At 64.2% G+C, this 24,489-nt stretch carries 25 protein-coding genes and 2 pseudogenes; 6 read left to right on the forward strand and 21 right to left on the reverse strand.

Features of this window, described 5'->3' with window-relative positions:
* Window positions 1-401 (forward strand): DUF6118 family protein (locus IEX18_RS18140; protein ID WP_229664709.1); only part of this gene is annotated, 401 nt, incomplete at its 5' end.
* 433 nt (window positions 402-834) lie between these two features.
* Here IEX18_RS18140 and IEX18_RS18145 read toward each other — a convergent pair.
* Both IEX18_RS18145 and IEX18_RS18150 read right to left on the reverse strand, forming a co-directional pair.
* Window positions 835-1,230, reverse strand: coding sequence for a TFIIB-type zinc ribbon-containing protein (locus IEX18_RS18145; RefSeq protein ID WP_188661254.1), 396 nt, complete (start codon window positions 1,228-1,230; stop codon window positions 835-837).
* A gap of 23 nt (window positions 1,231-1,253) precedes the next feature.
* Window positions 1,254-1,553 (reverse strand): hypothetical protein, encoded by a 300-nt coding sequence (locus tag IEX18_RS18150; RefSeq protein ID WP_188661257.1) that lies wholly within the window; start codon window positions 1,551-1,553, stop codon window positions 1,254-1,256.
* A gap of 180 nt (window positions 1,554-1,733) precedes the next feature.
* On the opposite strand from IEX18_RS18150, the gene IEX18_RS18155 reads away from it, so the two are divergent.
* The 4 genes from IEX18_RS18155 to IEX18_RS18725 all read left to right on the forward strand — a co-directional run bounded on the left by IEX18_RS18155 (window position 1,734) and on the right by IEX18_RS18725 (window position 4,973).
* A complete protein-coding gene (locus IEX18_RS18155; protein WP_229664713.1) occupies window positions 1,734-2,195 on the forward strand; it encodes a DUF411 domain-containing protein in 462 nt (153 codons plus the stop codon).
* A gap of 74 nt (window positions 2,196-2,269) precedes the next feature.
* On the forward strand, window positions 2,270-3,559 hold the full coding sequence (locus tag IEX18_RS18160) for a calcium:cation antiporter family protein (protein WP_188661260.1): 1,290 nt from the start codon (window positions 2,270-2,272) through the stop codon (window positions 3,557-3,559).
* 107 nt (window positions 3,560-3,666) lie between these two features.
* Entirely contained in the window at window positions 3,667-4,140 is a 474-nt protein-coding gene (locus IEX18_RS18165; RefSeq protein WP_188661263.1) for a hypothetical protein, read from the forward strand.
* A gap of 419 nt (window positions 4,141-4,559) precedes the next feature.
* On the forward strand, window positions 4,560-4,973 hold the full coding sequence (locus tag IEX18_RS18725; protein ID WP_229664710.1) for a hypothetical protein: 414 nt from the start codon (window positions 4,560-4,562) through the stop codon (window positions 4,971-4,973).
* 429 nt (window positions 4,974-5,402) lie between these two features.
* On the opposite strand, the gene IEX18_RS18175 is transcribed toward IEX18_RS18725, so the two are convergent.
* From IEX18_RS18175 to IEX18_RS18250, 16 genes and pseudogenes are all read right to left on the reverse strand, one after another.
* The gene (locus tag IEX18_RS18175) at window positions 5,403-5,912 is read right to left on the reverse strand and encodes an MgtC/SapB family protein (protein WP_229664711.1); all 510 of its coding nucleotides are present in this window, start codon (window positions 5,910-5,912) and stop codon (window positions 5,403-5,405) included.
* On the reverse strand, window positions 5,909-6,172 hold the full coding sequence (locus IEX18_RS18180) for a hypothetical protein (protein WP_188661268.1): 264 nt from the start codon (window positions 6,170-6,172) through the stop codon (window positions 5,909-5,911). The genes IEX18_RS18175 and IEX18_RS18180 overlap by 4 nt, the downstream gene beginning before the upstream one ends.
* A gap of 5 nt (window positions 6,173-6,177) precedes the next feature.
* Window positions 6,178-7,443, reverse strand: coding sequence for an NRAMP family divalent metal transporter (locus tag IEX18_RS18185; RefSeq protein ID WP_188661270.1), 1,266 nt, complete (start codon window positions 7,441-7,443; stop codon window positions 6,178-6,180).
* Window positions 7,440-7,789 (reverse strand): annotated as a pseudogene (locus tag IEX18_RS18190) (heavy metal translocating P-type ATPase); the annotation flags it as partial. The pseudogene IEX18_RS18190 and the gene IEX18_RS18185, both read right to left, overlap by 4 nt.
* Window positions 7,790-7,829: 40 nt before the next feature.
* Window positions 7,830-9,233 carry a TolC family outer membrane protein gene (locus tag IEX18_RS18195; protein WP_229664712.1) on the reverse strand — a complete coding sequence of 468 codons (1,404 nt, stop codon included), beginning with the start codon at window positions 9,231-9,233 and terminating at the stop codon, window positions 7,830-7,832.
* Window positions 9,234-9,346: 113 nt separating this feature from the next.
* Window positions 9,347-9,586, reverse strand: coding sequence for a hypothetical protein (locus IEX18_RS18200; RefSeq protein ID WP_188661276.1), 240 nt, complete (start codon window positions 9,584-9,586; stop codon window positions 9,347-9,349).
* Window positions 9,587-10,503: 917 nt separating this feature from the next.
* Window positions 10,504-12,987, reverse strand: a complete 2,484-nt coding sequence (locus IEX18_RS18205) for a heavy metal translocating P-type ATPase (RefSeq protein WP_188661279.1) — start codon at window positions 12,985-12,987, stop codon at window positions 10,504-10,506.
* 49 nt (window positions 12,988-13,036) lie between these two features.
* On the reverse strand, window positions 13,037-13,438 hold the full coding sequence (locus IEX18_RS18210; protein WP_188661282.1) for a hypothetical protein: 402 nt from the start codon (window positions 13,436-13,438) through the stop codon (window positions 13,037-13,039).
* A gap of 117 nt (window positions 13,439-13,555) precedes the next feature.
* On the reverse strand, window positions 13,556-13,804 hold the full coding sequence (locus tag IEX18_RS18215) for a TFIIB-type zinc ribbon-containing protein (protein ID WP_229664714.1): 249 nt from the start codon (window positions 13,802-13,804) through the stop codon (window positions 13,556-13,558).
* 124 nt (window positions 13,805-13,928) lie between these two features.
* A complete protein-coding gene (locus IEX18_RS18220; RefSeq protein WP_188661287.1) occupies window positions 13,929-14,426 on the reverse strand; it encodes an SRPBCC family protein in 498 nt (165 codons plus the stop codon).
* Between the two features lie 144 nt (window positions 14,427-14,570).
* Entirely contained in the window at window positions 14,571-14,918 is a 348-nt protein-coding gene (locus IEX18_RS18225) for a DUF190 domain-containing protein (RefSeq protein WP_188661289.1), read from the reverse strand.
* Window positions 14,918-18,175 carry an efflux RND transporter permease subunit gene (locus tag IEX18_RS18230; RefSeq protein ID WP_188661291.1) on the reverse strand — a complete coding sequence of 1,086 codons (3,258 nt, stop codon included), beginning with the start codon at window positions 18,173-18,175 and terminating at the stop codon, window positions 14,918-14,920. The genes IEX18_RS18225 and IEX18_RS18230 overlap by 1 nt, the downstream gene beginning before the upstream one ends.
* 3 nt (window positions 18,176-18,178) lie before the next feature.
* Window positions 18,179-19,360 (reverse strand): efflux RND transporter periplasmic adaptor subunit, encoded by a 1,182-nt coding sequence (locus IEX18_RS18235; RefSeq protein ID WP_188661293.1) that lies wholly within the window; start codon window positions 19,358-19,360, stop codon window positions 18,179-18,181.
* On the reverse strand, window positions 19,357-20,724 hold the full coding sequence (locus IEX18_RS18240; protein ID WP_188661295.1) for a TolC family protein: 1,368 nt from the start codon (window positions 20,722-20,724) through the stop codon (window positions 19,357-19,359). The genes IEX18_RS18235 and IEX18_RS18240 overlap by 4 nt, the downstream gene beginning before the upstream one ends.
* Before the next feature lie 65 nt (window positions 20,725-20,789).
* On the reverse strand, window positions 20,790-21,140 hold the full coding sequence (locus tag IEX18_RS18245; protein ID WP_188661297.1) for a hypothetical protein: 351 nt from the start codon (window positions 21,138-21,140) through the stop codon (window positions 20,790-20,792).
* 126 nt (window positions 21,141-21,266) lie between these two features.
* Window positions 21,267-21,917, reverse strand: a complete 651-nt coding sequence (locus IEX18_RS18250; RefSeq protein WP_188661302.1) for a cation efflux transmembrane domain-containing protein — start codon at window positions 21,915-21,917, stop codon at window positions 21,267-21,269.
* A gap of 75 nt (window positions 21,918-21,992) precedes the next feature.
* Between IEX18_RS18250 and IEX18_RS18255 the strand changes: the two genes are divergently transcribed.
* Window positions 21,993-22,409, forward strand: a complete 417-nt coding sequence (locus IEX18_RS18255) for a MerR family transcriptional regulator (RefSeq protein ID WP_188661305.1) — start codon at window positions 21,993-21,995, stop codon at window positions 22,407-22,409.
* A 421-nt stretch (window positions 22,410-22,830) separates the two neighbouring features.
* Here IEX18_RS18255 and IEX18_RS18260 read toward each other — a convergent pair whose 3' ends face one another.
* The 3 genes and pseudogenes from IEX18_RS18260 to IEX18_RS18270 all read right to left on the reverse strand — a co-directional run.
* Complete coding sequence (locus IEX18_RS18260) at window positions 22,831-23,439, reverse strand: recombinase family protein (protein ID WP_188661308.1); 609 nt, start codon at window positions 23,437-23,439, stop codon at window positions 22,831-22,833.
* A 141-nt stretch (window positions 23,440-23,580) separates the two neighbouring features.
* Complete coding sequence (gene fliE / locus IEX18_RS18265) at window positions 23,581-23,934, reverse strand: flagellar hook-basal body complex protein FliE (protein ID WP_188661311.1); 354 nt, start codon at window positions 23,932-23,934, stop codon at window positions 23,581-23,583.
* 269 nt (window positions 23,935-24,203) lie between these two features.
* Window positions 24,204-24,489, reverse strand: a pseudogene (locus tag IEX18_RS18270) (hypothetical protein); the annotation flags it as partial.

Genomic DNA, 24,489 nt, shown 5'->3' on the forward strand with positions numbered 1-24,489 from the left:
ACAAGGCCCGCGTCATGGCCGAGCTTCGCACCATCGCCGGGTCCGCATGGACGCGGGCCGACCAGAAGAACCGGCAGCTATGGTTCGGGCTGGGCGGCATGGCGGCCGGCATCCTCGCATGGGCGATCATGCCGGGCCTAGTTGCGCGCGAGATCGCGCCGGCGAGCTGGCAATGGCCCGAGCGCATGGCGGCGCGGACGATTGCCATGCCGATGTGGGAGAGCGGACAGCGCATGATGCGAACCGCGGCGCCTGAGGCTTTCGCCAACATCGCGGCAGGCGATCGGATCGTCACCGCCAACCGCAAAGTGCTGGAGGCTTGCCGGAAGCGAGCAAACAAGGGGCGTGCGAGGGTGCGTTGCACTATCGAGGTAGATATGGACGGGCTTGTGAAGCGTTGATCCGTTTCCGCGTGTCATGGTCCGTGCGCATTCAGTTTTGCGCCAATCCTTTATCTCGGTCGACGATCAGCATCAGTTAGCGCATTGGAGGATTTCGCGCGTCGTTCATCGCGCGTCGTCGTCCGGGGAAAAGCGGGACGGGAAGGACGAGGCAGCACGTCGTATGTCGGGAGCCGCGGTATGTACGCGGGAGATGGCGACGCAGCCGGGTAGCCGCCGTAGCCGCCACCTCCATAGCCGTGCCCGCCGTCCCAATTCACGCCCCCGTGATCGCCGCTCCAGTTCACGCCGGCACCGTGACCGCGCGTCTGCGCCCATGCTGGTGACATCAAAAGACAGGCGGACGCCAAGGCCGTTCCAACGACCAGACCGCTTGTCTTCCGACCGGCCGGACCAGTCCGTCTCAGCGGAGGCGGGGTATCCACGCCGGTCATCAATGTCGGAACAGTCCGGCGAGGAACCCGCCGCGCCGGTAGTCGCCGTGGTGTCCTCCACCATGTCGGCTTTCACCACCGTGTCCGCCGCCGTGGTGCCCTCTGTCGTGGTGGCTGTCATCGTAGCCCCAAGGGGAAGGCTGGGCGTAACCAGGGGTGGGAGCCGCATAGCCGGCGCCACCCTGTGGCGCTGTCACCGAAGCCTCGTAGGCGGCGTTACGCTCGATGATCTTGTCGAGCTCGCCACGGTCGAGCCAGATCCCGCGGCATTGCGGACAATAGTCGATCTCGACGCCCTGTCGGTCAGCGAGCGTGAGATCTATTCGGCAAACGGGGCAGAGCAGTCCCTGCGCCCTCGCCGAGGCGGCACTGGCTGTGGGTAGCGTGTCCGTCATGACATGTGCTCCTCGTATTTCGCTTACCAGCGGCCGTGATGATCCCGCCGCTCGAAAAAGTCGCGACGCTCGAAGTTGTCGCGCCGCTCGTGCCGCCAATCCTCGCGCTGCGCGTGACGCGACTGACGATAGTCATAACCCCGATCGTTGTAGCCGTATCCCGGACCCGGACCGTAGTATTCGCGGGGCTGCCCGTAGCCGCCTCCATATGTGCCGCCGTAAGCGCCATAGCCACCGTAAGCGCCGTAGCCGCTGTGGGACTGGGCCATGGCCGGCGCGGCGAACGCGAGTGCCGCCGTAGCGGCGATCAAAAAGCGTTTCATGATCTTCTCCTGAGTCGGTGCGGCCTCACGCCGAACGATGTACAGATAATGCACCCTTGTCGATGAACCGGGCGGATACGGTGCCGGCAGCTGTCGTTCATGTATCGAAAGGTACCCGTTGACGTTGTCCGGGCGATGGTCAGCTTTGATGAGATGCACTTCATCAAAGCCGGTGATATTATGGAAGGAAGTAAGATCGTGCGATCACTCATTCTATTGCTTAGCGCGGTGTTCGCTGGCGTACCCGCCATCGCGTCGGCATCCGCAATCGCCATGCACCGTGATCCGGGATGCGGTTGCTGCGAGAAGTGGGCGGCGCAGGTGCGCCGTCAGTTCGGGCGCGACGTGCGGATCGTCGACGATGCCGACCGGACGGCTTTCCGCCGCAGTCGAGGCGTACCGCCGGGCCTCGTCTCCTGTCACACGGCCGTGGTCGACGGCCTGGCGTTCGAGGGTCACGTCCCTGTCGCCGATATGAAGCGCGCGCTGACCGGGCGTCCGCGCGGGGTGCGCGGCCTGGCGGTGGCGGGAATGCCGCTCGGATCGCCCGGCATGGAGGTTCCCGGCGCGCGGGCGCAAGCCTTTGACGTGGTCGCGTTCGGCCCGGCCGGCCAGCGGGTCTATGCCCGCCACAGCGGCTGAGAGCCGGGGCCAACGGCGCATTCCGATAGGAATGCGCCTCGTCACATGTCTGCGATCCGATGGAGCCACACCGCATGAACACCGCGAAGCCGGCGACGCTCGGTCGCTTCCTGATCTATCTCGGCATTGCGGTCGCCGCGACCGTGCCCGCGATCGCGCTTCGGGCAAGCGGCTGGCGGCCCAACGCGCTGCTCGATGCGGGCCTGTTCGGCGCGGCGATCCTGGCGGCAGGGTTCATGCTGTCCTGGGGTGCGGAGACCGCCGAGAAGCGCGTCAGCCAGGGGCTGATCGTCGCGGCCATCGCGCTGGTGACCGTGCTGCCCGAATATGCCGTCGACTTCTACTACGCCTATGCGGCGGGTCAGGCCCCGAACTCGAACTACGTCCACTATGCCGCCGCCAACATGACCGGGGCCAACCGGCTGCTGGTCGGGCTTGCCTGGCCGCTGATGGTGATTCTTCACTGGCTGCGCACGCGCCAGCGGCGGATCGACCTCGCCCCTGTCAACGCAGCCGAAATCATGTTCCTGATGATCGGCACCGCTTGGTCGTTCACCATCCTGGTGCGCGACGCGATCGGCTGGATAGACAGCGTGGTGCTGGTCGGCATCTTCGCCGCTTATGTGTGGCGGGTGAGCTACCTGCCCAAGGCGGAGGAGGACGAGGACGACGAGCCCGGGCCCGCGGCCGCGCTCGGCCGGCTACCGCCGGCCCGCCAGTGGCTCGCGATGGGAGGGCTGACCATCGTTTCGGCGGCAGTGATTCTCGCGTCGGCCGAGCCGTTCGCCGAATCGATGGTCGCATCAGGGCGGCTGATCGGGATCGACGAATTTCTCCTCATCCAGTGGCTGGCGCCGCTCGCCAGCGAGGCGCCGGCGGTCACCATTGCGGTGTTGTTCGTACTGTCGGGACGCGCCGCAAACGGCCTGGCGACGATGATCTCCGACAAGATCAACCAGTGGACGCTGCTCGTCGGCATGCTGCCCTTGGCGATGAGCCTGGGCGCGGGCGGGCTGACCGCGTTGCCGCTTGACGCGCGCCAGCACGAGGAGTTCCTTCTCACCGCCGCGCAGTCGCTGTTCGGCATCGCGCTGCTCCTGCGGTTGCGGCTGGGGTTATGGGGCGGCTTGGCGCTCGCGGCGCTGTTCGCGGCACAAGTCGGGCTGACGCTGGCCTTCCTGGGCGACGAGGCGCGAACGGTCGCCAGCCTCACCTGGCTGTCCTGGGCCTATCTGGCGCTCGCCGCCGCGGTGCTCGCGGCCAACGCTCGCCGGCTCGGCCACCTCTTTCTGACCGGGTTGTTCGCCAGCCACCCGGCGGTGCATCGGGGCGGGGAACCGCCATTAGGCGGGGCGAAAGCATGAGCTGTCTTGAAGTTGCGGGACCTCTGCAATAGCCGGTTACCTTCCCAAGTTTAGTCGTTGGAGGCTTGCCGCCACGTAACGGACGACAGCAGCAAGGAGAGATCGTCATGAAGATCCGGCACTTTCGCTCCATCACGTTGCCGCTGGCCGGAGCCGTCCTGCTCGGTGGCTGCGCGACCTACGGCGGGTCACCGCCGCCGATTGTCTACCTCCCCGCACCTTGCGACACCCCCGGCGCGCTGCGGGTCGTGCCGGTTACGTCGCTGCCCGGTCCCGCTCTTGCGAACCCTGCTGCTGAGCTTCCCATCGTGCCCTCACCGCCCGTTGCCGGAACGGCGGACGGTTCGCGGCCGCTTAGCGGTGAAAGGTGTCTGGTCGCGAGCGCCGCTCGTCAAGGCGGCTACTATGGACAAAGCTACCCCTACCGCTACGGCTATCCCGGCTATTATGGCGCTCCCTTTTACGGATCGCTCGGCTTCGGTTTCGGCCTCGCCGGCCATCATCTGAGCAGCGGTCATCTAGGGGGCGGTCACCTCGGAATAAGCCATGGCGGCGGCCACCACGGCGGAGGACATCACTGACGTCTGCCCAAGGGACCGGGGTGAGGCGGTGGTGCACGATCAGAATTGGCGAAACCCCCAATCGTGGATCATAACCTGGAGCAATGACTTCCGAGCCGCAAGCTTCATCGATCCCAAGGGTATTCTAGATGCACTCGCCCCATATCAATTTTCAGACCCATGCTTTTGACTTTTGGCTTGCTAGAGGCGCAATAGCCGCAATCGCAGGGTTGCAGCTGCTGTTTGTCAACAACAACTTGATCTTCGGACCAAGATGGCTTGCCCCCGCATGCGAGCTTGCGATGTTGGTTCCCCTTTCCGTCGCAACTGCGTGGACGCAGGGGCGGGCTCGTCACGTACAAGGTGATGGCCACTGGCACATAATATGCCGCCATCGTAAGCTAATACGACAATTTGCTCTAGCGCTAACAGCGGTAGTTATGGCGCTCAACCTTTATGCACTTGTCTCAGTAACAAAGCAGCTTATCAGTGGCGCAAAGGGCGGCCAATCTCTACTGATTGACGCATTAAATATCTGGTTTACAAATATAATAGTGTTTGCTTTGTGGTTTTGGAACATCGATCGCGGCGGACCAGCCAGATTAGGACTTCACGATGACAAAAGACCAGATTTCCTGTTCCCGCAGATGATAGGAACTGGTGATCAAGACCCTACTTGGTCACCTGGGTTCATCGACTACTTTTATGTTGCCTTCACAAACGCTACGGCGTTCTCTCCGACTGATACAATGCCGCTGAGCGCACAAAGTAAGCTATTGATGGCAGTCGAGGCAACAATATCATTGCTGACTGTCGGACTTGTTGCTGCTCGCGCAGTGAACATCCTAACTTAGTCTTTGCTATTCTGCGCGACGGTTGGGGACCATGGATGAATAAGCATTGGCGGGATCGAGGGTTGGGCAGGATTTAATCTCAATAGACACGAGATGGAACTAGATGCACCAGCATACCATGGCGGCATCTACCTGTCATGAAGTCGACAGATCTCTTTCATGCCAATTTCGGATCGGACGATCTATCGCCACTTGCCCCGTCGCTCCCGCCAAACGTTGAAGCCTGTGCGAGACAGTCGGTCGGAGAACTGGAACATCCTAAGAATCATGCGCCTCGGCGCGATACCTGTCCGCATGATCACGCGTGTGGTGCGGAGCGTCAGCTTGTCTGCCCAAATCCATATCCCCGCAGGCAGCAAAAGCTCCCATCATTGGGCCTTGCGGCGTAACCCCATAGCGCACTTCTCATTTTCGTGATTGAAGGGCCGATTAGCGGTGATCCGCGCGGTCGGTTGTTGCAGGACCATGAGGCGCAGCGGATGCGACTCGGGCTTGAGGTTCTTCGCCTTGCTCGTGCGAGGCGCGCTTCAGAGGTCGCGAGCATCGCAGCGTTAGGAACGTGGTCAGACTGAGAACGACGGCGATGTCATAGAGCCCATAGCCGACCGCAGCCCCGAGGGCGCCTGTCGCCCACAGGCTCGCAGCGGTGGCGGTGCCCGATGCCTTGCCGCCATGCTTCAGGATCGCGCCACCGCCGATGAAGCCGACGCCGGTAATCAAACCTTCGAGCAATCGGGCCTGCGCGGGATTGCTCCGCCCAAGGATGGCAATGCCGACCAGCACGAAACCGCAACTGGCGATCGCGACCAGCGGGAAGGTTCTTATGCCGGCGCTGCGTTCGTCTTGCTCGCGGTCCCAGCCCACTGGGAGGGCGAGCGCATAGGCCAGGGCAAGGCTTAGAATGTGAGACAGCGCTTCCGACCATGAGGGCAGTGTCATTTTGATGATCCAATCGCGATAGCGGTTGCAAGTCCGCTCAGAAGGAGGAAGGCCGCAGCTTCGTCCCAATAGGTCAGGCTCCGGTCAGTCGGCCGGTGACGCCGGACCAGGGCGATGAGAGCATCGAGCGCGGAGGCTAACAGGAATAGCACCGCCGCGACGCGCCATGCCCCCTCGCGAGATCGCAAAGAGGCGGCAGCACCGAGCACGGCCGTCTTCAGCAGGAAGCGGTTGATAACGTAACGGTTGCCGGCGTTCATCGACGCTACCGCAGGACGATCATGGCGACCGCCGCTGCCGCCATGACCGCGGTAGCCGTCCACCCGAAGAAGAGCAGGCGCGGCGAAGCCGTGAACTTGCCCATGGCGCTTCGGCGGGACACGACCAACATCATTGCGGCCATGATCGGCACGGCCACCACGCCATTGATGACCGCGCTCCAAAACAGGGCCTTGATCGGATCGAGGGAAGACCAGTCGATTGCGATTCCCAGCAGGGTTGCGAGCGTTATGACGGCGTAAAAGCCGACCGCCTCCCAAGGACGCTGATCGAGTCCGCATTTCCATCCGCGCGACTCGCCGATCGCATAGGCGGCCGAACCGGCGAGAACGGGTACGGCAAGCAGTCCGGTTCCGATGATGCCCAAGCTGAACAAGAGGAAAGCGAAGCGACCGGCGACCGGCTGCAACGCCTTGGCGGCGTCGGCCGCCGTGTTGATCGAGGACATTCCGGCGGCATGAAGCGTCGCCGCCGTGCCGATCATGATCGCGATTGCGACAAGGTTGGAGACCGCCATGCCGACGAACGTATCGAGCCGCATCCGGCGGAACTCGCGCCGCGCCTGCCATGGCGCGTCGACCAGAGGCTCTTCATGCGGGTTGCGGTGAACTTCCTCTGTTTCCTGAGCGCTTTGCCAGAAGAACAGGTAGGGACTGATCGTGGTGCCGAAGATCGCGACCACGGTGATGACCGCTTCCTTGCCTTCGATCCGGGGTATCGTGAGCCCTTTCGCCACGCCGAGCCAATCGAGCTTCACCATGAAGAGGACCGCGACGTAGGCCAGCAGCGTCAGGGTCAGCCATTTGAGCAAGCCGGCATACCGTTGGTAGGGCAGGAAAAGCTGAAGGATCAGCGAGACGATCGCGAATCCGACCGTGAAGACATGCGCACCGCCGCCGGCCACCAGTTCGGCGGCCGCACCCATCGCCGCCAGATCAGCGCCGATGTTGATAGTGTTGGCGACGAAGAGCAGCACGACGAGGAACGTGACGAAGGGCCGCCATAGAAGGTCGCCCATATTCTTGGCGAGCCCACAGCCCGTCACGCGCCCGATATGGGCGCTGACGAGCTGGACGGCTGTCATCAGCGGATAGGTGAGGAGCATCGTCCACAGCAGGCCGAAACCGAACTGTGTGCCCGCTTGCGAATAGGTCGCGATGCCGCTTGGATCGTCATCGGCGGCTCCCGTCACAAGACCGGGCCCGAGCTGCTCGAAAAGCGCAATCGAGCGAACGCGCCCGCCCAGCTTCATGCGGCGCGTCCTTCAGGCTTGCCAATGCCTGCCCTGTCCGATGAATCCCGATAGGCTAGCAGCCGGAGCGCGTTGAACACGACCAGCAGCGTCGATCCCTCGTGCATCGCGACCGGAGGCCCAACCTCGAGGAGTCGGCACTGGCAGCAGTGTCCGTCGCGGAGGCTGACAAAGACGTTTTGGCGGATCACCCGGCGCGCGCTCCGGCTCGGCCGACGGCGAACGGCAGAAGAGTGAGATCGTCGGCCATCAGGGCGACCTCCGCCGTTTCGAGCGCAACGTCGAACCCAGCGGCTCCCATGGCAATGCCCACGGTGGCCGCCGCCATCGCAGGAGCGTCGTTCAACCGGCACTGACCAAAGCTCGGCATATTCCAAGGGGGCCGGTCAACGATCGACATTGCCGTCGCCTTCGGGGAGCTCGTCTCCGGTAAGACCCGACGGAGCAGGAATTCCCCTCGCCCGCGGCTCAGTATAGTCTACTGTGGGATCAAACAAGGAATCTCCGAATAGTCCGAGATCTCGCGCTTCGGCGCGGCCCATGGCCGCTCGCAGAGCAAATCCGGCGACATAAGCATCGCGTTGTGCAGTTACGAGTTGAACGCGGCTGTTCAACAGCTCCTGCTGAGCGTTTAGGACCTCCAGCACCGTGCGGGTTCCGACGCTATTTTCCGCGCGCGTGCCCTCAAGCGCGAGCTCGTTCGCTTTTACTGCGACCTCTGCCGAGCGGGTTACGCCTTGTGTAGCACGGTATCTGGAGAAGGCAGCACGGACATCGGCAACGACACCGCGCTCAGTGGCAACGATCTGTTCGAGGGACTGGCTCGCCAGCGCTTGCGCCTGCCTGACACGGGCACCGGGAGCGCCGCCTTGATACAGCGGCAGAGCAAGCGACACGCCTACCGTTGTTGTCCGCTGCGCCTGCTGGAAAGTTCGTCCGCCAATACTGCTCCCGAGAGTGCCCAAATAGTTGTTGTAGTTGCTGCTTCCGACAAGCGAAAGCTTGGGAAGTCGAGTCGCCTTCGCCACGCTGATATCATAACCTGCCGCCCTAGCTTGTTGCTTAGAAGCGAGGAGTGCCGGGTTGTTCTCGACCGCCGTTATAATTGCCTGGTCGATTGTTCCTGGCATGCCCGGAAGTGGAGGCGGTGGCTGGAGATCAGCGGGCGGGATCCCAACGAACCGCGTGTAGTTCTCCCGGCTCGCATCGAGCTGCGCTTCCACGGTCTGGAGCTGGCCGCGCGCCAAGGCAAGCCTCGCTTCCGATTGTGCTACGTCGGTGCGCGTCAGATCGCCAACCTCGAACCGATCCCTTGATGCTTGAAGAGTGATTTCAAGCGTGTGCACATTGGTACGATTGAGAGCGACAATGGCATCATCGCGGATCACATCCATGTATGCGGAGACTACCGCGGTAAACACGTCAGCCTCCGTACTGCGTAGATTTGCCCGGCCCACGAGCACGCGCGCGTCGGCAGCGCGGATGGCCGCCCGCACGCCCCCGCCCTGATAAAGCGGGAAGGTTACGTTTGCGCCCGTGCTTGCCGCACGAAGAGGAGAGACGAAACTGTTTGCACTGCGCACGACAAATTCCTGGTAATCAGCTGTTGCACTCAGCGCAGGACGAGCCGCCGCCTTTGCAAGTGGTACGCCCTCGTCGGTTGCGCGGAGACTTGCCCGCGCCGCCATCAGGGTAGGGTTGGTGCGGTAAGCCCGTTGAAGGGCCTGGCGCAACGTCTCTCCCTCTGCCGCGGTGGCAGCGAGTGCTGCTGCGATGAGAGTGAATCCCATGTTCCTCATTGGTAGTCCTCGCTGCCCCACTTCCCGGCCGCCCGTCGCCGCGGACACCGCGCACCTCATCGATCCCAAGTCCGCCCTTCGCGGGTGATCAAGACACTTTGGGGCTAGGTCTCCCCTGTCGCGTCAGCAATCGAGGGGCTGGCTAAGCCTTTCTCGGGCGCACACATTGCCACGCGTTCAAGATAAGCATTAGCAATCTGGCAATGAGCCGCAACGGCTTCTGGCTTCGACGCTTTTTGTGCCAGTTCTAGCTCCTGTTCCGCACGCATCTGCCAATATTCCACATCATCAGATATAGTACCTTTCTCTGAAAGAGTTTCGTCCTTGCTATGGTCAATAGGCATGGTTGCAATCCTCACCGCCGCTTTTACTATGAGAAGTCAAGTCAGAAGCCGACCTAACGGTCTCGCACATCCTCGATGTTGGAAGTCGCTCCCATGAGGGGAGGGCTGCTCTTCGCAGCCGGCCCGGGCGGCACTGATCAGCTGAGCAGGCAAGAGCCCAAGCGCGAGCCCCGAGGGTCCCGCGAGCCGCTGATGGCAAATCGAGCGCAAACGAGATTGCCTGACGGCTCATGCTAGCCTGGCCTCTCCAACGAGGGCCATCGACAAGAGGGGCGATACGACTGGTATCAATCATCGACAGCGCCAAGCCAGAAGCTGGCCTGCAATCAGCATGGCAGAAGCAGCGCCCGCGGTGCCAAGAGCCCATAAGCGGGCCATGACCGGTATAGCGATGCTCCTGGCGCTCCGGAGCCAGGTGCGGGTTCCAACTATGGTCCCCGCAATGTAATAGGCTGCCAGCAACTCAAGCGAAGCCGCCGCGAAAACTACCGAGACGGCAGGGAGACACCCTCTTGCGTCCGCCGCTAGTCCGGCCAGTGCCACCCCAGCTACGATGACCGGCCAGATGATCAGGCGGCGGAACAGCTGGATGCGTTGCAGGAGGTGCGCTTCACGCGCCCGCTTCACGATGTCCTTTCGAGGTGCTGCTTCGCTGGGAGTATCCCAGGGGCCCCTCCGCCGGCCTCCTCTATGTTTCGATTCTATCGACATGGTCAGCTCCGACACGTAGGCGCGAGTTGGGCCTTGCGACCTGGCAGGCGCGAGGCGATCTGCTTATCGATGCGCGGCCAGTCGCCGCCCGACACTTCCGCAACGTCCACCATGGTGAGCCGACGTGCGGGCGCCGCCGCCATCTCGGCAACCGGGCCGTTTGCGTTCGGCGGAGGTGCCGTCGAGCTCGAGGCCGCCGAGTCATCTCATGCCGCCTTCTCCGCCGAATCGCGGTAGGCCAGCAATCGCAAGGCGTTGAATACGACCAGCAGCGTCGATCCCTCATGCATCGCGACCGCAGGCCCGATGCCGAGGCCGAGGATGGTGGCAGGCACGAGGAAGGCGACGACGCCCAGGCTGACAAAGACGTTCTGGCGGATTACCCACCGGGTGCTACGACTCAGCCCGACCGCGAAGGGCAGATGCGAGAGATCGTCAGCCATCAGGGCGACATCCGCCGTTTCGAGCGCAACGTCGGACCCAGCGGCGCCCATGGCGATGCCTACTGTCGCCGTCGCCATCGCAGGAGCATCGTTCACACCGTCGCCGACCATGGCGACCTTGGTTTCGGCGCGGAGCTTTTTTATCGCCTCAACCTTGTCTTCGGGCATGAGATCGCCCCATGCCTCGTCGATGCCGACCTCCTTGGCGATGGCTTCGGCGGCGCGCTGATGATCGCCCGAGATCATGATCATCCGCTTGATGCCGATCGCGCGGAGCTTTCCGAGTGCGGCCTTCGCCGCCTCGCGGGGCGTGTCCAGCAGGCCGATTGCGCCCAGGTCTTTGTTGTCGCGGCGAACGATCATGCTCGTCTGCCCGCGCGCGCGCAGCTTCTCGATCGCGGCCGTCATCTCGGCCGACAGCGGCGCGATACCGTCGGCGCCGAACATTTCGGCCTTGCCGATTAGCACTTCATTCTCGCCCACCACGGCCGAGACGCCGCGGCCGGTCAGGCTCTTGAGATTGTCGGCCGAGGGGACGGCCTTGTCTCCAATATGATCGCGGCCGTCGCGGGCGATCGCTTGGGCCAGCGGATGATCGCTCAACGATTCGACGGCTACGGCGATCGCCATCAAGTCTTCCTTGACCACACCTGGCGCGGGGATGATCTCCTGAATGCGCGGCTCGCCCTTGGTGAGCGTGCCCGTCTTGTCGAACGCGATGGCGTCGAGCGAGCCGAGCAGTTCGAGGGGTGCGCCGCCCTTGACGAGGACGCCACCGCGCGCGGCACGCGCGACGCCGGAGAGGACGGCGCTGGGGGTCGCGATGGCGAGCGCGCAAGGGCTTGCCGCGACCAGCACCGCCATGGCCCGATAGAAGGACAGCGCCAGCACCGCCGGCACGAAGAACTTCTCGAAACGGTCCGTGAAACGCTGCGTGGGAGACTTCTGTGTCTCTGCCTCGCTGACCAGCTTCACCACCTTGGCGAGCGTGCTTTCGGTGGACAGGCGCGTGACCTCGATTTCGACCAGGCCGCTGCCGTTGATCGTACCGGCAAAGACGCGGCTTGCCGCATCGACCTTGTCAGGGTTTTGGCGGGCCGCTTCGTCGTCGTGCACAGGCCGCTTGTCGACCGGCATACTCTCGCCCGTGACCGGGGCCTGGTTGATCGCGGTCGTGCCCTTGACGATGAACCCATCGGCCGCGACCCGTTCATCGGGCTTCACGACGATGATGTCCCCAACCTTCAAGTCCTCGACGGGCACTTCGCTTGTGTCGCCATCGGGGCGGCGGACCATGGCAGTGCGCGGCGCCAGTTTGGCCAGTGCCTCGATCGCCTTCTTGGCGCGTCCCATCGCGTAATGCTCAAGCGCATGGCCAAGGCTGAACAGGAACAGCAGCAATGCGCCTTCCGCCCAAGCCCCAAGCGCGGCTGCGCCGGCAGCCGCGACCAGCATCAGCGTGTCGATCTCAAACCGCTTCAGGCGCAGGTTCTCGATCGCCTCGCGCAACGTGTAGAAACCGCCGAAGAAATAGGCGGCGATGTAGAGCGCGAGCGGCAGCCACGAAGGCGCACCCGCCACCAGCTTTTCGATCGCAAAGCCGATGCTCAGCGCCGCGCCGCAAGCGAGCGCGAAGATCAGCTCGGTGTTTGGGCCAAGCAAGCCGCCATGGGCATGGTCGTGTCCGTCGCCGGGGCCATGTTTCTCTTCCTTGGCCCCATGTCCGCCGGGGCCGTGATCGTGCCCGGCATGATCGTGGCCAGCGTGATCGCGGCCGGCATGCTCGTCGGCCGCGATCCGCTTGCCGAGGCCGACGTTGAGCTTGCCCAGGGCATCGCGAATGTCCTGTTCGGTCGTTTCGCGGCGATCATATTCGACCCTGATCGTTCCGCTCGTGCTGGCGCTCGCCTGGACGACGCCCTTCATCGCGCTGAGCGCTTCGCTTACCGTGCGGGCGCGGCGCTCGTGATTGATCCCCGTCACCTGCCAGATCGCATGGCCGTAGCGTTCGGTGATTTCGGCGCCCGCGGCGCGCACCATCTCGCGCACGCGCGACAGCGGTAGCTTGCCTGCATCGAAGTGAATGCACAGCGCCGCCGGATCATCGCCATCAAGGGTGATGACATGCGCGCGTTCGACACCGTCGCGGGAAACCAACGTCGAAACGAGCCGATCGAGGCAGGCGTCGGCCGCGTCGGGCAGATCGGGAAGGATAACCGGGATGTCGAGTTTGAGCTTGTCGTTCATGGGTTTTCCCTTCGCGGGGGCAATTCGAGATCAGGCAGGCGGCGTGGTTTCAGGGTGGCGCGGTCCGGGATTGCACCCTCTTGCAAGCCAGCGGAGGCACGTCGGGGCGCAGGAGCGTGATCCGGTCCCCGCCCGAGATCGTCACGTTGAGATTAGGGCCGACATAGGTCAGCCCACTTGCCGGCGAGCTGACGCGCACCGGAGCGGCGTTCGGACTTGTCTTGATGTCGAGCGTGAGGCCATCGCCGACAAAATCGACATCGAGCCGCGATCCATCGGGGCAGGCGTAGAAATGCTCCCCGATGAAGTTGGGCAATCGCCGGTCGCGGGATCCGTCGCTGTCGCCATTGTCGGTGGAGGGAGAACAGCCAAGCAGGGCCGGCGTCAAACCAAGCCCAAGCAGGATAATGATCCATCGGGCCGGGCTGCGCTTGATGAGCCGAGCGGCCATTCTCCCGCTCTTCCAGATTCGTTCGCCATGGGCGGTTAAGGGGGCACGCCCATGGCGCGGGCCGTTCTCACACGTGCGCCCGAAGGACTCATTGTGCGGCGGCCGATCCACAGCGGTTCAGTCGAACAGATCGCGCAGGAAGCTCTTGCGCCGCCCCTGGTGGCCGCGCTCGTAGCTATGTTTGTTGCCATGATCTTCATGGCCGCCGCGATGTTGGTCGAACATCCCGAGGCGTCCGCTTCTGGACGCGCCGGTAGCTTCATCGCTGATGCTGCGCTCTATGATCTTGTCGAGTTCGCCGCGATCGAGCCAGACGCCGCGACATTGCGGACAAGTGTCGATTTCAATGCCCTGGCGCTCGCTCATGACGAGATCCACCCGGCACGTTGGGCATAACAGCCCTTCAGAAGGGCGATTTTCTACCATGTCGTCATCCTTTTTGGAATTTGAAAGCGAGCGTCGCTCCGCAGCGGCGTCGGTTGTGGCCGCGTCAGTCATTGGCGGCGTCCCGAGCGGGTGGCTTGATGGAGCGTCGGTGATGGCGCGTCGACGTCCCCGACCGCCGCGATTGACGGCGCAGGAGGTTGAGGAAGGCGGCGTCTTGTTGCCGCATGTTGCGGCGCAGACCTTGGCGCATCAGCGGCCCGAGCAGCGCACCCACCATGCCCCGGCAATCGATCGAATGATGAATACGGACGCCATTGGCGATCGGCTTGATTTCGTAGCGCTCGTCGAGCGTCAGGAACCCCCGCACGCCAATCTGCCACCCGATGAGTTCGGGTTTGGCGAGCCTGTTGACGACCATCGTTGTCGTCATCTTGCGGTCGCCGCCGAATAGGCGACAGGTCACGTCCATTTCGGCACCGCGTTCGGCTTCTCCCGCGATGCGATAGACCGGATGCCACCGCGCGAAGCCTTTCAGATCGGAGATCAGCGACCAGACCCGCAGCGCTGACATATTGAAATCGAAAGTGGTTTCTTCCTTCATGGCTGGATGTCCTGTTCGGCCATGACGCGGCCCAAGCCGGAGCGCACGCTGGCGGCCTCCCTCCCGTTGAGCCGGAGATTGATGAGAGCTGGCGGGCGGCAGGGGCTTGCACCGTGCAAGCCCCTCCGCATGCCGGAGCGACGTTCATCGGGCCGGGCTTGCCAGCGTTTGGCTGGCTTTGCCCCCGATGACCTCGATCGCTTCGAGGGTGATGAGGCCGATGTCGGGCACGTCATCGAGATCGGCGACGAAGGCGCGCAAGGCGTCCTCGAAATCGACGATCTCGATCACCACGGCCCGATCGCTTTCGAGCACATGGCGCCGGTGGACACGCGACGACGCGCCGAACCCGATCAACGCTTCAAGCACCGTCAGCCCCGCCATCTTGCGATCACGCGCCAACGAGGCGACATATTCGAAAACCTTCCGGTCGCCGATGTAGGCCGCTTCATCCGTATAAATCCGAAGCAGTTTTCTGGCCGGTTCTCCCATCACGCTTCTCCTTTCATGAGGGCGGGTTCCTCGCCATGGGGCGGGCCCGCCTCTTGTTGTTGTCCGCGCTCGGTCCGCCCGAGGATCACCTTGGCAATCGCGGGCAGCACGAGCAGGGTCAGGATGGTGGCGGCGATCAGACCGCCGATCACCGTCGTCGCGAGCGGCTTCTGGACTTCAGCGCCGGTGCCATGCGCAAGCGCCATCGGCACGAAGCCGATCGCCGGTACGAAGCCCGTCATCACCACCGCGCGCATCTTGTCGGCCATGCCATCGCGGATGGCCTCCACGATCGGCATCCCCGCATCGCTCCGCTCGCGGATCGCGCTCATCACGACCAGGCCGTTCAGAACCGCCACGCCGGCCAGACAGATGAAGCCGACCGCGGCCGATACCGAGAAGCTGATCCCGGTCAGGGCGAGCGTGAAGACGCCGCCTGCGAGACCCAGCGGCACTGCTAGGAACACCGCGCCCGCCCGTCCGAAACTGCCCAGCGCCATGTAGAGCAGCCCGAAGATCGCGAGGAAGCAGAGAGGCACCACGATCGACAGCCGCTTTGACGCCGCCTGCAGGTTCTCGAACTGACCGCCCCATTCGAGATAGTAACCTGCCGGAAGCTTGACCTGAGCGATTTTGGCTTGCGCTTCCTGGACGAAGGAGCCGGCGTCACGACCGCCAAGGTTGATCTGGATGGCGAGACGTCGCTTGCCGTTCTCGCGCCTGATCTCATTCAAGCCCTCGGTCAGATTAATCTGCGCGACCTGCGCGAGCGGCACCTGACTGCGGGGCCGCCCTGCGACTTCGGGGAGTAGCACCGGCAGCGACCGGATGTCGTCGAGGTTAGCACGGGTCACGTCAGGGACGCGCACCGTGACGTCGAACCGCCGATCACCCTCATAGACCAGGCCGGACTCCCGGCCGCCGAGCCCGGCCGCGACCGTGTCCGCGACGTCGCGAACGGTGAGGCCGAGACGCGCGATCGCAGCGCGATCGAGCTTCACGTCGAGCGTCGGCGCGCCGCCCACCTGGTCGGCCTTGACGCTGGCCGCTCCGGGAATGCCTTGCAGCACGCGAACCATGTCGTTTGCGACCTGCGACATCTTGTCGAGATCGTCACCGTAGAGCTTGATCGCGACATCGCCGCGCACGCCGGCGATCAGCTCGTTGAAGCGGAGCTGGATCGGCTGGCTGACCTCGTACAGATTCCCAAGCAGCCCGCCCGAGGCCTTCTTGATGCGGGCGATCACCTCCGCCTTGGTTTCGACGCCTGCCGGCCATTGGTCCTGCGGTTTAAGGATGACAAAACCGTCTGACATGTTCTGCGGCATCGGATCGGTTGCGACCTCGGCCGTGCCCGTCTTCGAGAACATCGTCTCCACTTCCGGCAGGCGTTTCACCGCCGCCTCGACCCGCCGCTGCATCGCCAGCGACTGCTCGAGGCTAACTGATGGCACCCGCGTCGAGGCGAGCGCCAAGTTCTTCTCGTCGAGCTGGGGAATGAACTCCGAGCCGAGCAGCCCGAATGCTGGGACCGCCGCGAGAAAGAAGGCTAGGCCGCCGAGGATAAACGGCCAGGGCCGCGCAATCGCCTTGTCGAGCAGCGGCAGATAGCGATCCTTCGACTTGCGGATCAGCCACACGTCCTTTTCCGCGACCTTGCCCCGGATCAGGATCGCGACCAGCGCCGGAACGAGCGTGATGGCGAGCAGGAACGCTGCCACCAGCGCGAGCATGATGGTGATCGCCATCGGCGAGAAGGTCTTGCCCTCGACGCCGGTGAAGGTCAGCAGCGGCGCGAAGGCCAGCAGAATGATCGCCTGCCCAAAGACGGTGGGCTTAATCATCTCCTGCGCCGCCCGCATCGTCTCTTCGAGCCGTTCGCGCAGCGACAGCAACCGGCCTTCGTGTTCTTGCCGGTGCGCCAGTCGCGCAAGGCAGTTCTCGACGATGATGACCGCACCGTCGACGATCAGGCCGAAGTCGAGTGCGCCGAGGCTCATCAGATTGGCGGGGACGCCGAAGGCGTTCATTCCCATCGCCATCATCAGGAACGAGAACGGGATGACCAATACGGCGATCAGCGCGGCGCGCCAGTTGCCGAGCAGCAGGAACAGCGACGCCGCAACGAGAATCGCGCCTTCGGTCAGGTTGCGCTCGACCGTCGACACCGTGGCGCCGACCAACTTCGCGCGATCGAGCACGACCTTGACCTCGATACCCGGCGGCAGCGTCTTCGCGACCTGATCGAGCTTGCCCGAAGCCTGTTCGGCAACGACGCGGCTGTTCTGGCCGATCAGCATCAGCACCGTGCCGATGACCGCCTCCTGGCCGTTCATGCTGCCTGCGCCGGTCCGCAGATCACCGCCGATCCTGACGTTCGCGATCTGGCCGACCGTGATCGGGACAGTGCCCCGCGTCGCCACGACAGCGTTGCGGATCTCATCGACGGTGCGGACACGCGAGTCGACGCGGACGAGATAAGCCTCGGAGCCGCGATTGTAGTAATTGGCCCCTACGGCGAGATTGGCGTTCTCGAGCGCCTGGCCCAGCTCGCTGTAGGAGATTCCGAAGCTGGCGAGCTTTGTCGGATCAGGCTCGACCACGAAGGTCTTGGCATAGCCGCCGATCGAATCGACGCCGGCGACGCCTCCCACCGAGCGGAGCTGCGGGCCGATGATCCAATCCTGAACCGTGCGCAGATAGCTCGCCTTCGCGACAGGATCGGTCAGGCGATCGCCTTCGGGTGTGAGATAACTGCCATCGGGTTGCCAGCCCGGCTGACCCGCGACCTTCCTGGCGCCTCGCCCGTCGGGGTTGGCGTAGCCCACCGTATACATGAGGATTTCGCCAAGGCCCGTCGTCACCGGCCCGATTTGCGGCTGCACGCCGTCAGGCAGGCTCCTGGTCGCCTGGCGCAACCGCTCGCCGACTTGCTGGCGCGCGAAATAGAGGTCGGTCTTGTCGGTGAAGATCGCCGTTACCTGGCTGAAACCGTTACGCGAGATCGAGCGCGTCGTTTCGAGACCGGGGATGCCGGCGAGCGAGATTTCGACCGGGTAGGTGACGAGTTTTTCGATTTCGACCGGCGAGAGCCGGGGATCGACCGTGTTGATCTGGACCTGGTTGTTGGTGATGTCCGGCACGGCGTCGATGGGCAGCTTGGTGATCTGCCAGACGCCGAGGCCGGCGATGACGAGGAAGAGCGCGAGGACCGTCCAGCGAGCGCGGACGGCAAACGCCATGAGATTGGCTATCATGGTCTATTCTTCCTCGCCCGCGCCCTTGCCGAGTTCGGCCTTGAGCAAGAATGCGTTCTTGGTTGCCACTTGGCTGCCCGCCGACAGGCCCTTGATGATCTCGACCCGGCCGTTGCTGCGCTGGCCGATCGTGACGGTCTGCGCGCGGAAGCCCTGCGCGGTGCGGACAAACACGACGTCGCGGCCTTCCAGCGATTGCACCGCCTCTTCCGGCACGACGATCGCATTCGAGCTGTCGCCCCGGCTCGGGAGCAGGCGAACGCGCACTGCGAGACCCGGTTGAAGCGTGCCGGACACATCCAGTACCGCCGTCGCCGAGCGCGTTTCGCTCGCGAGACCCGGCGTGACCGCGCGCACGCGCGCTTCCATCGTCCGCCCGTCCGGCAGCTCGATAATGGCCTTGTCGCCGGGTGCGAGCCGCTGAGCGTCGGTTGGGCCGACCGCGGCCTCGATCTGGACCTTGGAGGCGTCGGCGACGCGCATCAGCTCCGTCTCAGGCTGGACGAACGCGCCCAGGCTGACGCTTTCGGCCGTCACGCGCCCCGAAATCGGACTCGATACCACCACGCCGCGGCCATCAGCCGTCACCCTTGCAGCCCCGGCGGATACACTCGCGCGCCGCGCTTCGGCCGCCGCTGCGGCTGCACTGGCCTCAGCCTGCTCCAGCTCGACGCGCGCTGAGACCTTTTGGCGGTAAAGATATTGTTCGCGCGCCAGCGCCTTTTGCGCCTGCACCGCCTTGGCGGCTGCGGCGGTGCGATCGGCCGCGATCTGCGCTGCGTCGCGGCTTTCGACGATCGCCAGCGTCTCGCCGGCCCGAACCGGATCGCCGAGCCGTTTCATCAGTCGCGTGACAGCGCCGGCAGCGCGGGCAGTGACGATCGCCTCGCCTTGCGGCGACGCGCTGACCGTCGCTTGCGCCACGATCTCAGCACCGAGGCCACCGGCCCGGATCGTCTCCGTCGAAATACCGGCCTGCGTGATCGCCTGTTCGGTCATCGCGACCGCATCGGGCACCTTCTCTTCCTTTGTGGAAGCAGCGGCGTTGCCATTTGCCGCTTCGGTCGCGGCGGGCTTATCGGCGCTGCATTTCGCGACGGCGAAGCCACCAAGCGCGGCTACGAGGGCGATGGCCGCCCCGCCGCCTAGCAGGCGCTTTTTCTGGTTAGCGTCCTGATCGATCATTGGTTGTCTCCGGAATTGACGGGAGCCGGCGTCGTCAGCCGGTCGAGCCGCGCCTGTGCGTCATGGTAGGCCGCGAGGGCGTCGACGTAGGTCTGGCGGGTCTGTGAAAGGGTGCGCTCGGCATCGAGGAGCGCGATCTGGTCGAACTTGCCGGCGGAGTAGCCGACGCGCGCGATGCGTGCCGCCTCCTGCGCCGCAGTGAGGCCGGCGCCACCGGCCGCCCGCGCCGTTGCAGCAGCGTTCGCAACTTCTGTCTGTGCGCTGGCGATCGCCTGGCTTGTGTCGACAACCGCGAGGTTGCGCTGAGCGACCGCGACGGTCTGTTCCGAGCGCGACTGCGCAACAAAGGCGCTGCCATTGTTGAACACCGGGATCGGGATCGAGATGCCGACCATGGCAGCGGTGTCGTTCGTTGCTTTGAAGCGTCGCGCAAAGGTGCTTACGGTAAGGTCAGGCACCCGAAGCGAGCGCGCGACGCGGACCTGTGCGCCGGCCGTGCGGACATCGGCTTCCGCGGCTGCCAAAGCCAATGTCGCTGCGACATCAACCGGACGAGGGGGGCCGTAATCGTCGATCCTCTCGAACCACGCCCGATCGAGCGGTCCCGTGACAGGTGCGGACAACAAGGTGGCGAGGTTGATCCGGGCCGCCTGGGCCTGTCGGGCAGCGCTCTCGGCCGCGACTTGCGCATTGATGCGCAACACGTCGGCGCGCTGCTGCTCGATCGGCCCGACATCCCCTGCCGTGACCCGCTCACGCGAGACGCGGAAGGCATTGGCCGCGATGCCAGCCTGTTCGGCCAGCACTTCGGCACGGCGCTCGGCCGCGGCCGCCTCAATATAGAGCTGGGTGATGCGGAGTCGGAGATCGGCGCGCGCGATCTCTGCCTGTATCTGCGCCCGCGTAAGGCGGGCGGTGGCGAGCGCCACACGCGCGGAGCGCTTGCCCCCTAGTTCGAGCGGAAGTGCGACCCCGATCGTCGTTTCAGAGCTGCGCAGCCCCTTATAGACGCCGGAACCGGCGATGTTCTCTACCTGCGCTTGCAGCTCAGGATTGGGGCGCAGCCCGGCTACCCGGCGCGCCGCCGTGGCCGCACCGACCCCGGCCGTGGCCGCCGCGACAGATGGCAGGCTGGGGGGGCTGCTAGACGGCGTAGCCGTGGTCGAGCGGGCAGGATTGTTGTTGGCACTGGACGTTGACGACGCCGGCATACCGCCGGCGGCGAGCGCGCTTTCAAGCGAGAATGTGGGCGCTGTCTGTGACGTCGCTGTGGCCGCCGGAAGACCCGGCGACGGTGCCGTCTGCGCCCCGGCCGCATCGGCCAAGGATGCCGCAGCCAGCACGGCCGCGATGATACGATGCATTGATAATGACTCCTGACGAACCGAGTTCGCCCCGCTCGGCACAGGCCGGCGGGGTCAGCAGGTCGTCAGGCTTGCGGGGGCCTCAGCGCGGGATCGGCTGTCGAGCGCGGCAGGACCGTTCGCACTTCGGAAAGCGTGGTCTGACGGACGCCGGGCGTCCATGTGGCGGACGCGAACTTTACCGGCTGGGCGAATTGGTGGCCGTGGCAGCCGCCATGATGGTGCGGGTAGCCCTTGTCGCCGTCAGCCGGCACTTGGTCGGCATCGCCAGGGGTGTGACCTTCTGCGATCTGCGTCGCGATCGGAGCTTGTGCCGACACGCTGACATTCGTTCGCTCCAGTGCGTGCGCCATCGCCGTCGTCTGCAAGGAGAAGACGAGCATCAGGCCAGCAAGGAAGTTCACCAGGCTTCGCACGTTACGACCTCTAACAGCCGCGCCGGCAGAACGATAGTCCTGACGGTTGTCGGTCAGGTGAAAGCAGCGGGTTCATTTGAGCGCGGCTCGATACATCATATCGTACAAAGCCAACTGCTTCGTGCGTCATTGTACTATCTCCGGCGGGATCGGCAGGGACGACCGCCATGCCGGGATCGCGGCCGCCAACACACGCCAGGCCGAACGGAGGAAGATCAACGCAATGACCGCGCCTACCGCTATGTCCGGCCACGCCGCGCCAGTGACGGCGACCATTCCTGCGGCGATCAGCACGCCGATATTCGATGCGACATCATTGCGCGAGCACTCGAACGTGCTCGACATATTCACGTTCGCGGAGCGGAATCGCCACAACAGCGCGAGGCAGGTCATGTTGGCGGCGAGCGCGGCACCGCCGAACCCCAGCATGAGCGTCGACGAGGGCGGCACGCCGTTCACGATCTTGTCGGCGATCTCCGCTACCACGGCCAGACCGAAAACGAGGATGATGCCGCCCTTGGCAAGCGCCGCACCGGCTTCCCAGCGCGGCCCACGGCTCAAGGCATAAAGGCTGAGCGCATAGACGACGGCATCGCCGAGCATATCGACCGAATCCGCCATCAGCGCCGATGATCGTCCCATGACACCCCCGCCGAACTCGGCAAGGAACATCACGAAGTTGATCGCCATCACCGCGATCAGCACGCGCCGCTGGTCGGCCTTGCGGCCGAGTTCGGCGATTGTGTCGCCTTTTCGTGAGCAGCAGTCGTATGACAAGGGTGCCTCGATTCGCGTGACGGCCGTGTATATGAACCCTCATCCCACTAGAGGGTCAAGCGCGAAGAGACGGGAATGAAAATAGGCGAAATCGCGAGCCGGATTGGCCTAAAGATCGAGACCATCCGGTTTTATGAGACCGAGGGCCTGATCGCGCCGCCAGCCAGGACTAGCGGGAATTACCGAATCTATAATCGAGCCCACTTGGATCGGCTGTCCTTTATCAAGCGGTCCCGTGATCTCGGGTTTACACTCGATCAGGTGCGCGACCTTCTTCGGCTTGCCGACAACCGCGGCAGCTCCTGTACGGAGGTAGACGTGATCGCTGGCCATCATGTCGCGGAAATCGATCGCAAGCTCGCCGATTTGACGGCGCTCCGAACAGAACTAGTTCGAAGTCTGGAATGCTGCGAACGCGCGACGATCGCGGAGTGCCGCATCATCGAAGCGCTTTCGCCAAGATCTCGCGCCAGCGCTGCCCACGATGATTGAGAAGTCCGGCAGAGTAAGGCGGTTTCGGTAACCAGCGATTATTGAATGGGTTGCAAGGCAAAGGTGTAATCGAATGGCAAGTGTACCGCCCGATCCTCATCCTGACTCGCGGCCGTCTGACCCCAGCGAGGCCCTCGATCAGCTTTCTCCGCAGCCCGACAACGAGGATCGGGAGAGCGTTGAGGAGGTGCCGCCGAAGTAAGGCGCAACTCGCACCTGATCCGGTTCTGCACTTGATGCTGAACGGCTTCTCCCAGCCTTTGCGGGCGCGTATCGCTGTCCTCAGCGGCAGATGATGGTGTGGACGACGGGAACACCGCGCTCAACCAGCATCTCCTTGAGATCGTGGTAGCTGATACATAGCGAATACCAGCGCTACGCCCAGAAGATCACCTCGCCTTTGAAGTGCTGGGCTTTGAAGTCATGCTGCATCGACCGCCTCATCCGCTTGCCCCATCGTGGCGTCGCGCAGGCGCATCACTGTCTGGCGACTGGTTTTGTGCCGGCGCGCCAAGGCCGACAGGCTCTCGCCGCGCCCAAGACCTGCAAGCACGGCGTCGCGAGTGGGAACATCGAGCGAATGCGGCCGGCCCAGCCGCTTGCCCTGCGCCTTGGCGCGCGCGAGCCCCGATTGGGTGCGCTCAATCAAGAGGTCGCGCTCAAACTGCGCGACGGCGTTGATCACGCCCATGGTCATCCTGCCCGCCGAGCTGGTGAGGTCGATCCCGCCAAGCGCCAGGCAGTGAACCCGCACGCCCATGTCGGCGAGCCTCGCCACCGTCGCGCTGACATCGATGGCGTCGCGGCCTAGCCGGTCGAGGCGGGTGACGATCAGCACATCGCCAGCCTCCATGCGGTCGAGAAGCCGAGAAAAGCCGCGCCGGCGCCCGATCGCCTCCGAGCCCGACACCGTCTCACTCACGACCCGGTGCGGCTCGACGGCGAAGCCCGCAGCCGCGATCTCGCGCACCTGATTCTCGGTGGTCTGCCCCGCTGTGGAAACGCGGGCGTAGGCGAAGGTGCGCGACAAGGGCCTGATCCGTTCACAAAGGGTGTCCGGATCATCGGTCCTGTTCACATGCCCGTCAAGCTATCTTCTGGACGCTGCGCCCGGCCCCGTCCGAAACCCTTCGGTTCCGGACACCGCAAGCTTGCAACAAAGCCATCGAGTTTACACCTGCATGCTCATGATGTCTTTGTAGGCCGAGAGCAGCTTGTTCCGGAATTGCAGGGTTGCCTCGAAGCTGACTGAAGCGCGCGCCTGCATGAGCGCGACGGTGGCTATGTCGGTCGTCTCGCCGCGTTCGTACGCCTCGGTAGCAACATCTTCCTGCTCGAGGTTGGCATTGATCTTCTGAACCGCCGTCTGAAGCGTTGAGGCAAAGCTCGGAGCCGGCGTGCCGCCGACCTCGCGCGCGCCGGGGACCCCACCTTGGGCGGCGGGCGCAATATTTCGAAGGGCCGCGCTCCGGTCAAGAACGGCGGCACGCATCGCCATAACATTGGCGACCGTCATGTCGCTCATCCGTTAAACCTTGCTGCCGTTATAATAGGACATCCTCCCTTAACATCAGCTTGTTAAAACTTGTTTACCATATGTCCTGCCCACCCGACGGGCTGACCATGAACGGGCCGGAGACGGATAGAGGCCGATCACAGTTATCTGAAGCGGCTGATCCGGCCGAGCCAGCTTTCAAATCGATGCAGACCGCCTTAGGCCACACAAAGAGCATGCGGCGCCTCTGTCTCACCCAACCCTTGCGGCCGGACCGGACGGCCGGCGGGGATCTCCGATCAGGCAAAAAGGTCGCCGATCGCTCGCACCCGGAAGGCGTTGCGCCACCGGCGCCGGCGATGCTCGGCCGCGTCGTGGATCATGTGGCAGCGCTGGCAGAGCGCGGCGAGATTGCGCGGCCGGTTGTCGCCGGGATCATGGTTGAGGTGCGCGCTCGCGAGGACCGCGCGCGTGACGCGCAGCGAGGTAGGCGGGCTGATGCCGGCGAGCACCGGTTGCGCCCGTGCGAGATCCGCAGGCGCGGCCAGGCGGCGAACCCCCCTACCCTGCCCGTCGCGCCAGCGG

This window comes from Sphingomonas metalli (assembly GCF_014641735.1).
GTDB lineage: Bacteria > Pseudomonadota > Alphaproteobacteria > Sphingomonadales > Sphingomonadaceae > Sphingomonas > Sphingomonas metalli.

Bases quoted from the DNA above. Each gene is read 5' to 3' on its own strand.
- IEX18_RS18145 (WP_188661254.1), bottom strand. From the start codon at position 1,230: ATGACGGACACGCTACCCACAGCCAGTGCCGCCTCGGCGAGGGCGCAG.
- IEX18_RS18150 (WP_188661257.1), bottom strand. From the start codon at position 1,553: ATGAAACGCTTTTTGATCGCCGCTACGGCGGCACTCGCGTTCGCCGCG.
- IEX18_RS18155 (WP_229664713.1), top strand. From the start codon at position 1,734: ATGGAAGGAAGTAAGATCGTGCGATCACTCATTCTATTGCTTAGCGCG.
- IEX18_RS18160 (WP_188661260.1), top strand. From the start codon at position 2,270: ATGAACACCGCGAAGCCGGCGACGCTCGGTCGCTTCCTGATCTATCTC.
- IEX18_RS18165 (WP_188661263.1), top strand. From the start codon at position 3,667: ATGAAGATCCGGCACTTTCGCTCCATCACGTTGCCGCTGGCCGGAGCC.
- IEX18_RS18725 (WP_229664710.1), top strand. From the start codon at position 4,560: ATGGCGCTCAACCTTTATGCACTTGTCTCAGTAACAAAGCAGCTTATC.
- IEX18_RS18175 (WP_229664711.1), bottom strand. From the start codon at position 5,912: ATGACACTGCCCTCATGGTCGGAAGCGCTGTCTCACATTCTAAGCCTT.
- IEX18_RS18180 (WP_188661268.1), bottom strand. From the start codon at position 6,172: ATGAACGCCGGCAACCGTTACGTTATCAACCGCTTCCTGCTGAAGACG.
- IEX18_RS18185 (WP_188661270.1), bottom strand. From the start codon at position 7,443: ATGAAGCTGGGCGGGCGCGTTCGCTCGATTGCGCTTTTCGAGCAGCTC.
- IEX18_RS18195 (WP_229664712.1), bottom strand. From the start codon at position 9,233: ATGGGATTCACTCTCATCGCAGCAGCACTCGCTGCCACCGCGGCAGAG.
- IEX18_RS18200 (WP_188661276.1), bottom strand. From the start codon at position 9,586: ATGCCTATTGACCATAGCAAGGACGAAACTCTTTCAGAGAAAGGTACT.
- IEX18_RS18205 (WP_188661279.1), bottom strand. From the start codon at position 12,987: ATGAACGACAAGCTCAAACTCGACATCCCGGTTATCCTTCCCGATCTG.
- IEX18_RS18210 (WP_188661282.1), bottom strand. From the start codon at position 13,438: ATGGCCGCTCGGCTCATCAAGCGCAGCCCGGCCCGATGGATCATTATC.
- IEX18_RS18215 (WP_229664714.1), bottom strand. From the start codon at position 13,804: ATGAGCGAGCGCCAGGGCATTGAAATCGACACTTGTCCGCAATGTCGC.
- IEX18_RS18220 (WP_188661287.1), bottom strand. From the start codon at position 14,426: ATGAAGGAAGAAACCACTTTCGATTTCAATATGTCAGCGCTGCGGGTC.
- IEX18_RS18225 (WP_188661289.1), bottom strand. From the start codon at position 14,918: ATGGGAGAACCGGCCAGAAAACTGCTTCGGATTTATACGGATGAAGCG.
- IEX18_RS18230 (WP_188661291.1), bottom strand. From the start codon at position 18,175: ATGATAGCCAATCTCATGGCGTTTGCCGTCCGCGCTCGCTGGACGGTC.
- IEX18_RS18235 (WP_188661293.1), bottom strand. From the start codon at position 19,360: ATGATCGATCAGGACGCTAACCAGAAAAAGCGCCTGCTAGGCGGCGGG.
- IEX18_RS18240 (WP_188661295.1), bottom strand. From the start codon at position 20,724: ATGCATCGTATCATCGCGGCCGTGCTGGCTGCGGCATCCTTGGCCGAT.
- IEX18_RS18255 (WP_188661305.1), top strand. From the start codon at position 21,993: ATGAAAATAGGCGAAATCGCGAGCCGGATTGGCCTAAAGATCGAGACC.
- fliE (WP_188661311.1), bottom strand. From the start codon at position 23,934: ATGAGCGACATGACGGTCGCCAATGTTATGGCGATGCGTGCCGCCGTT.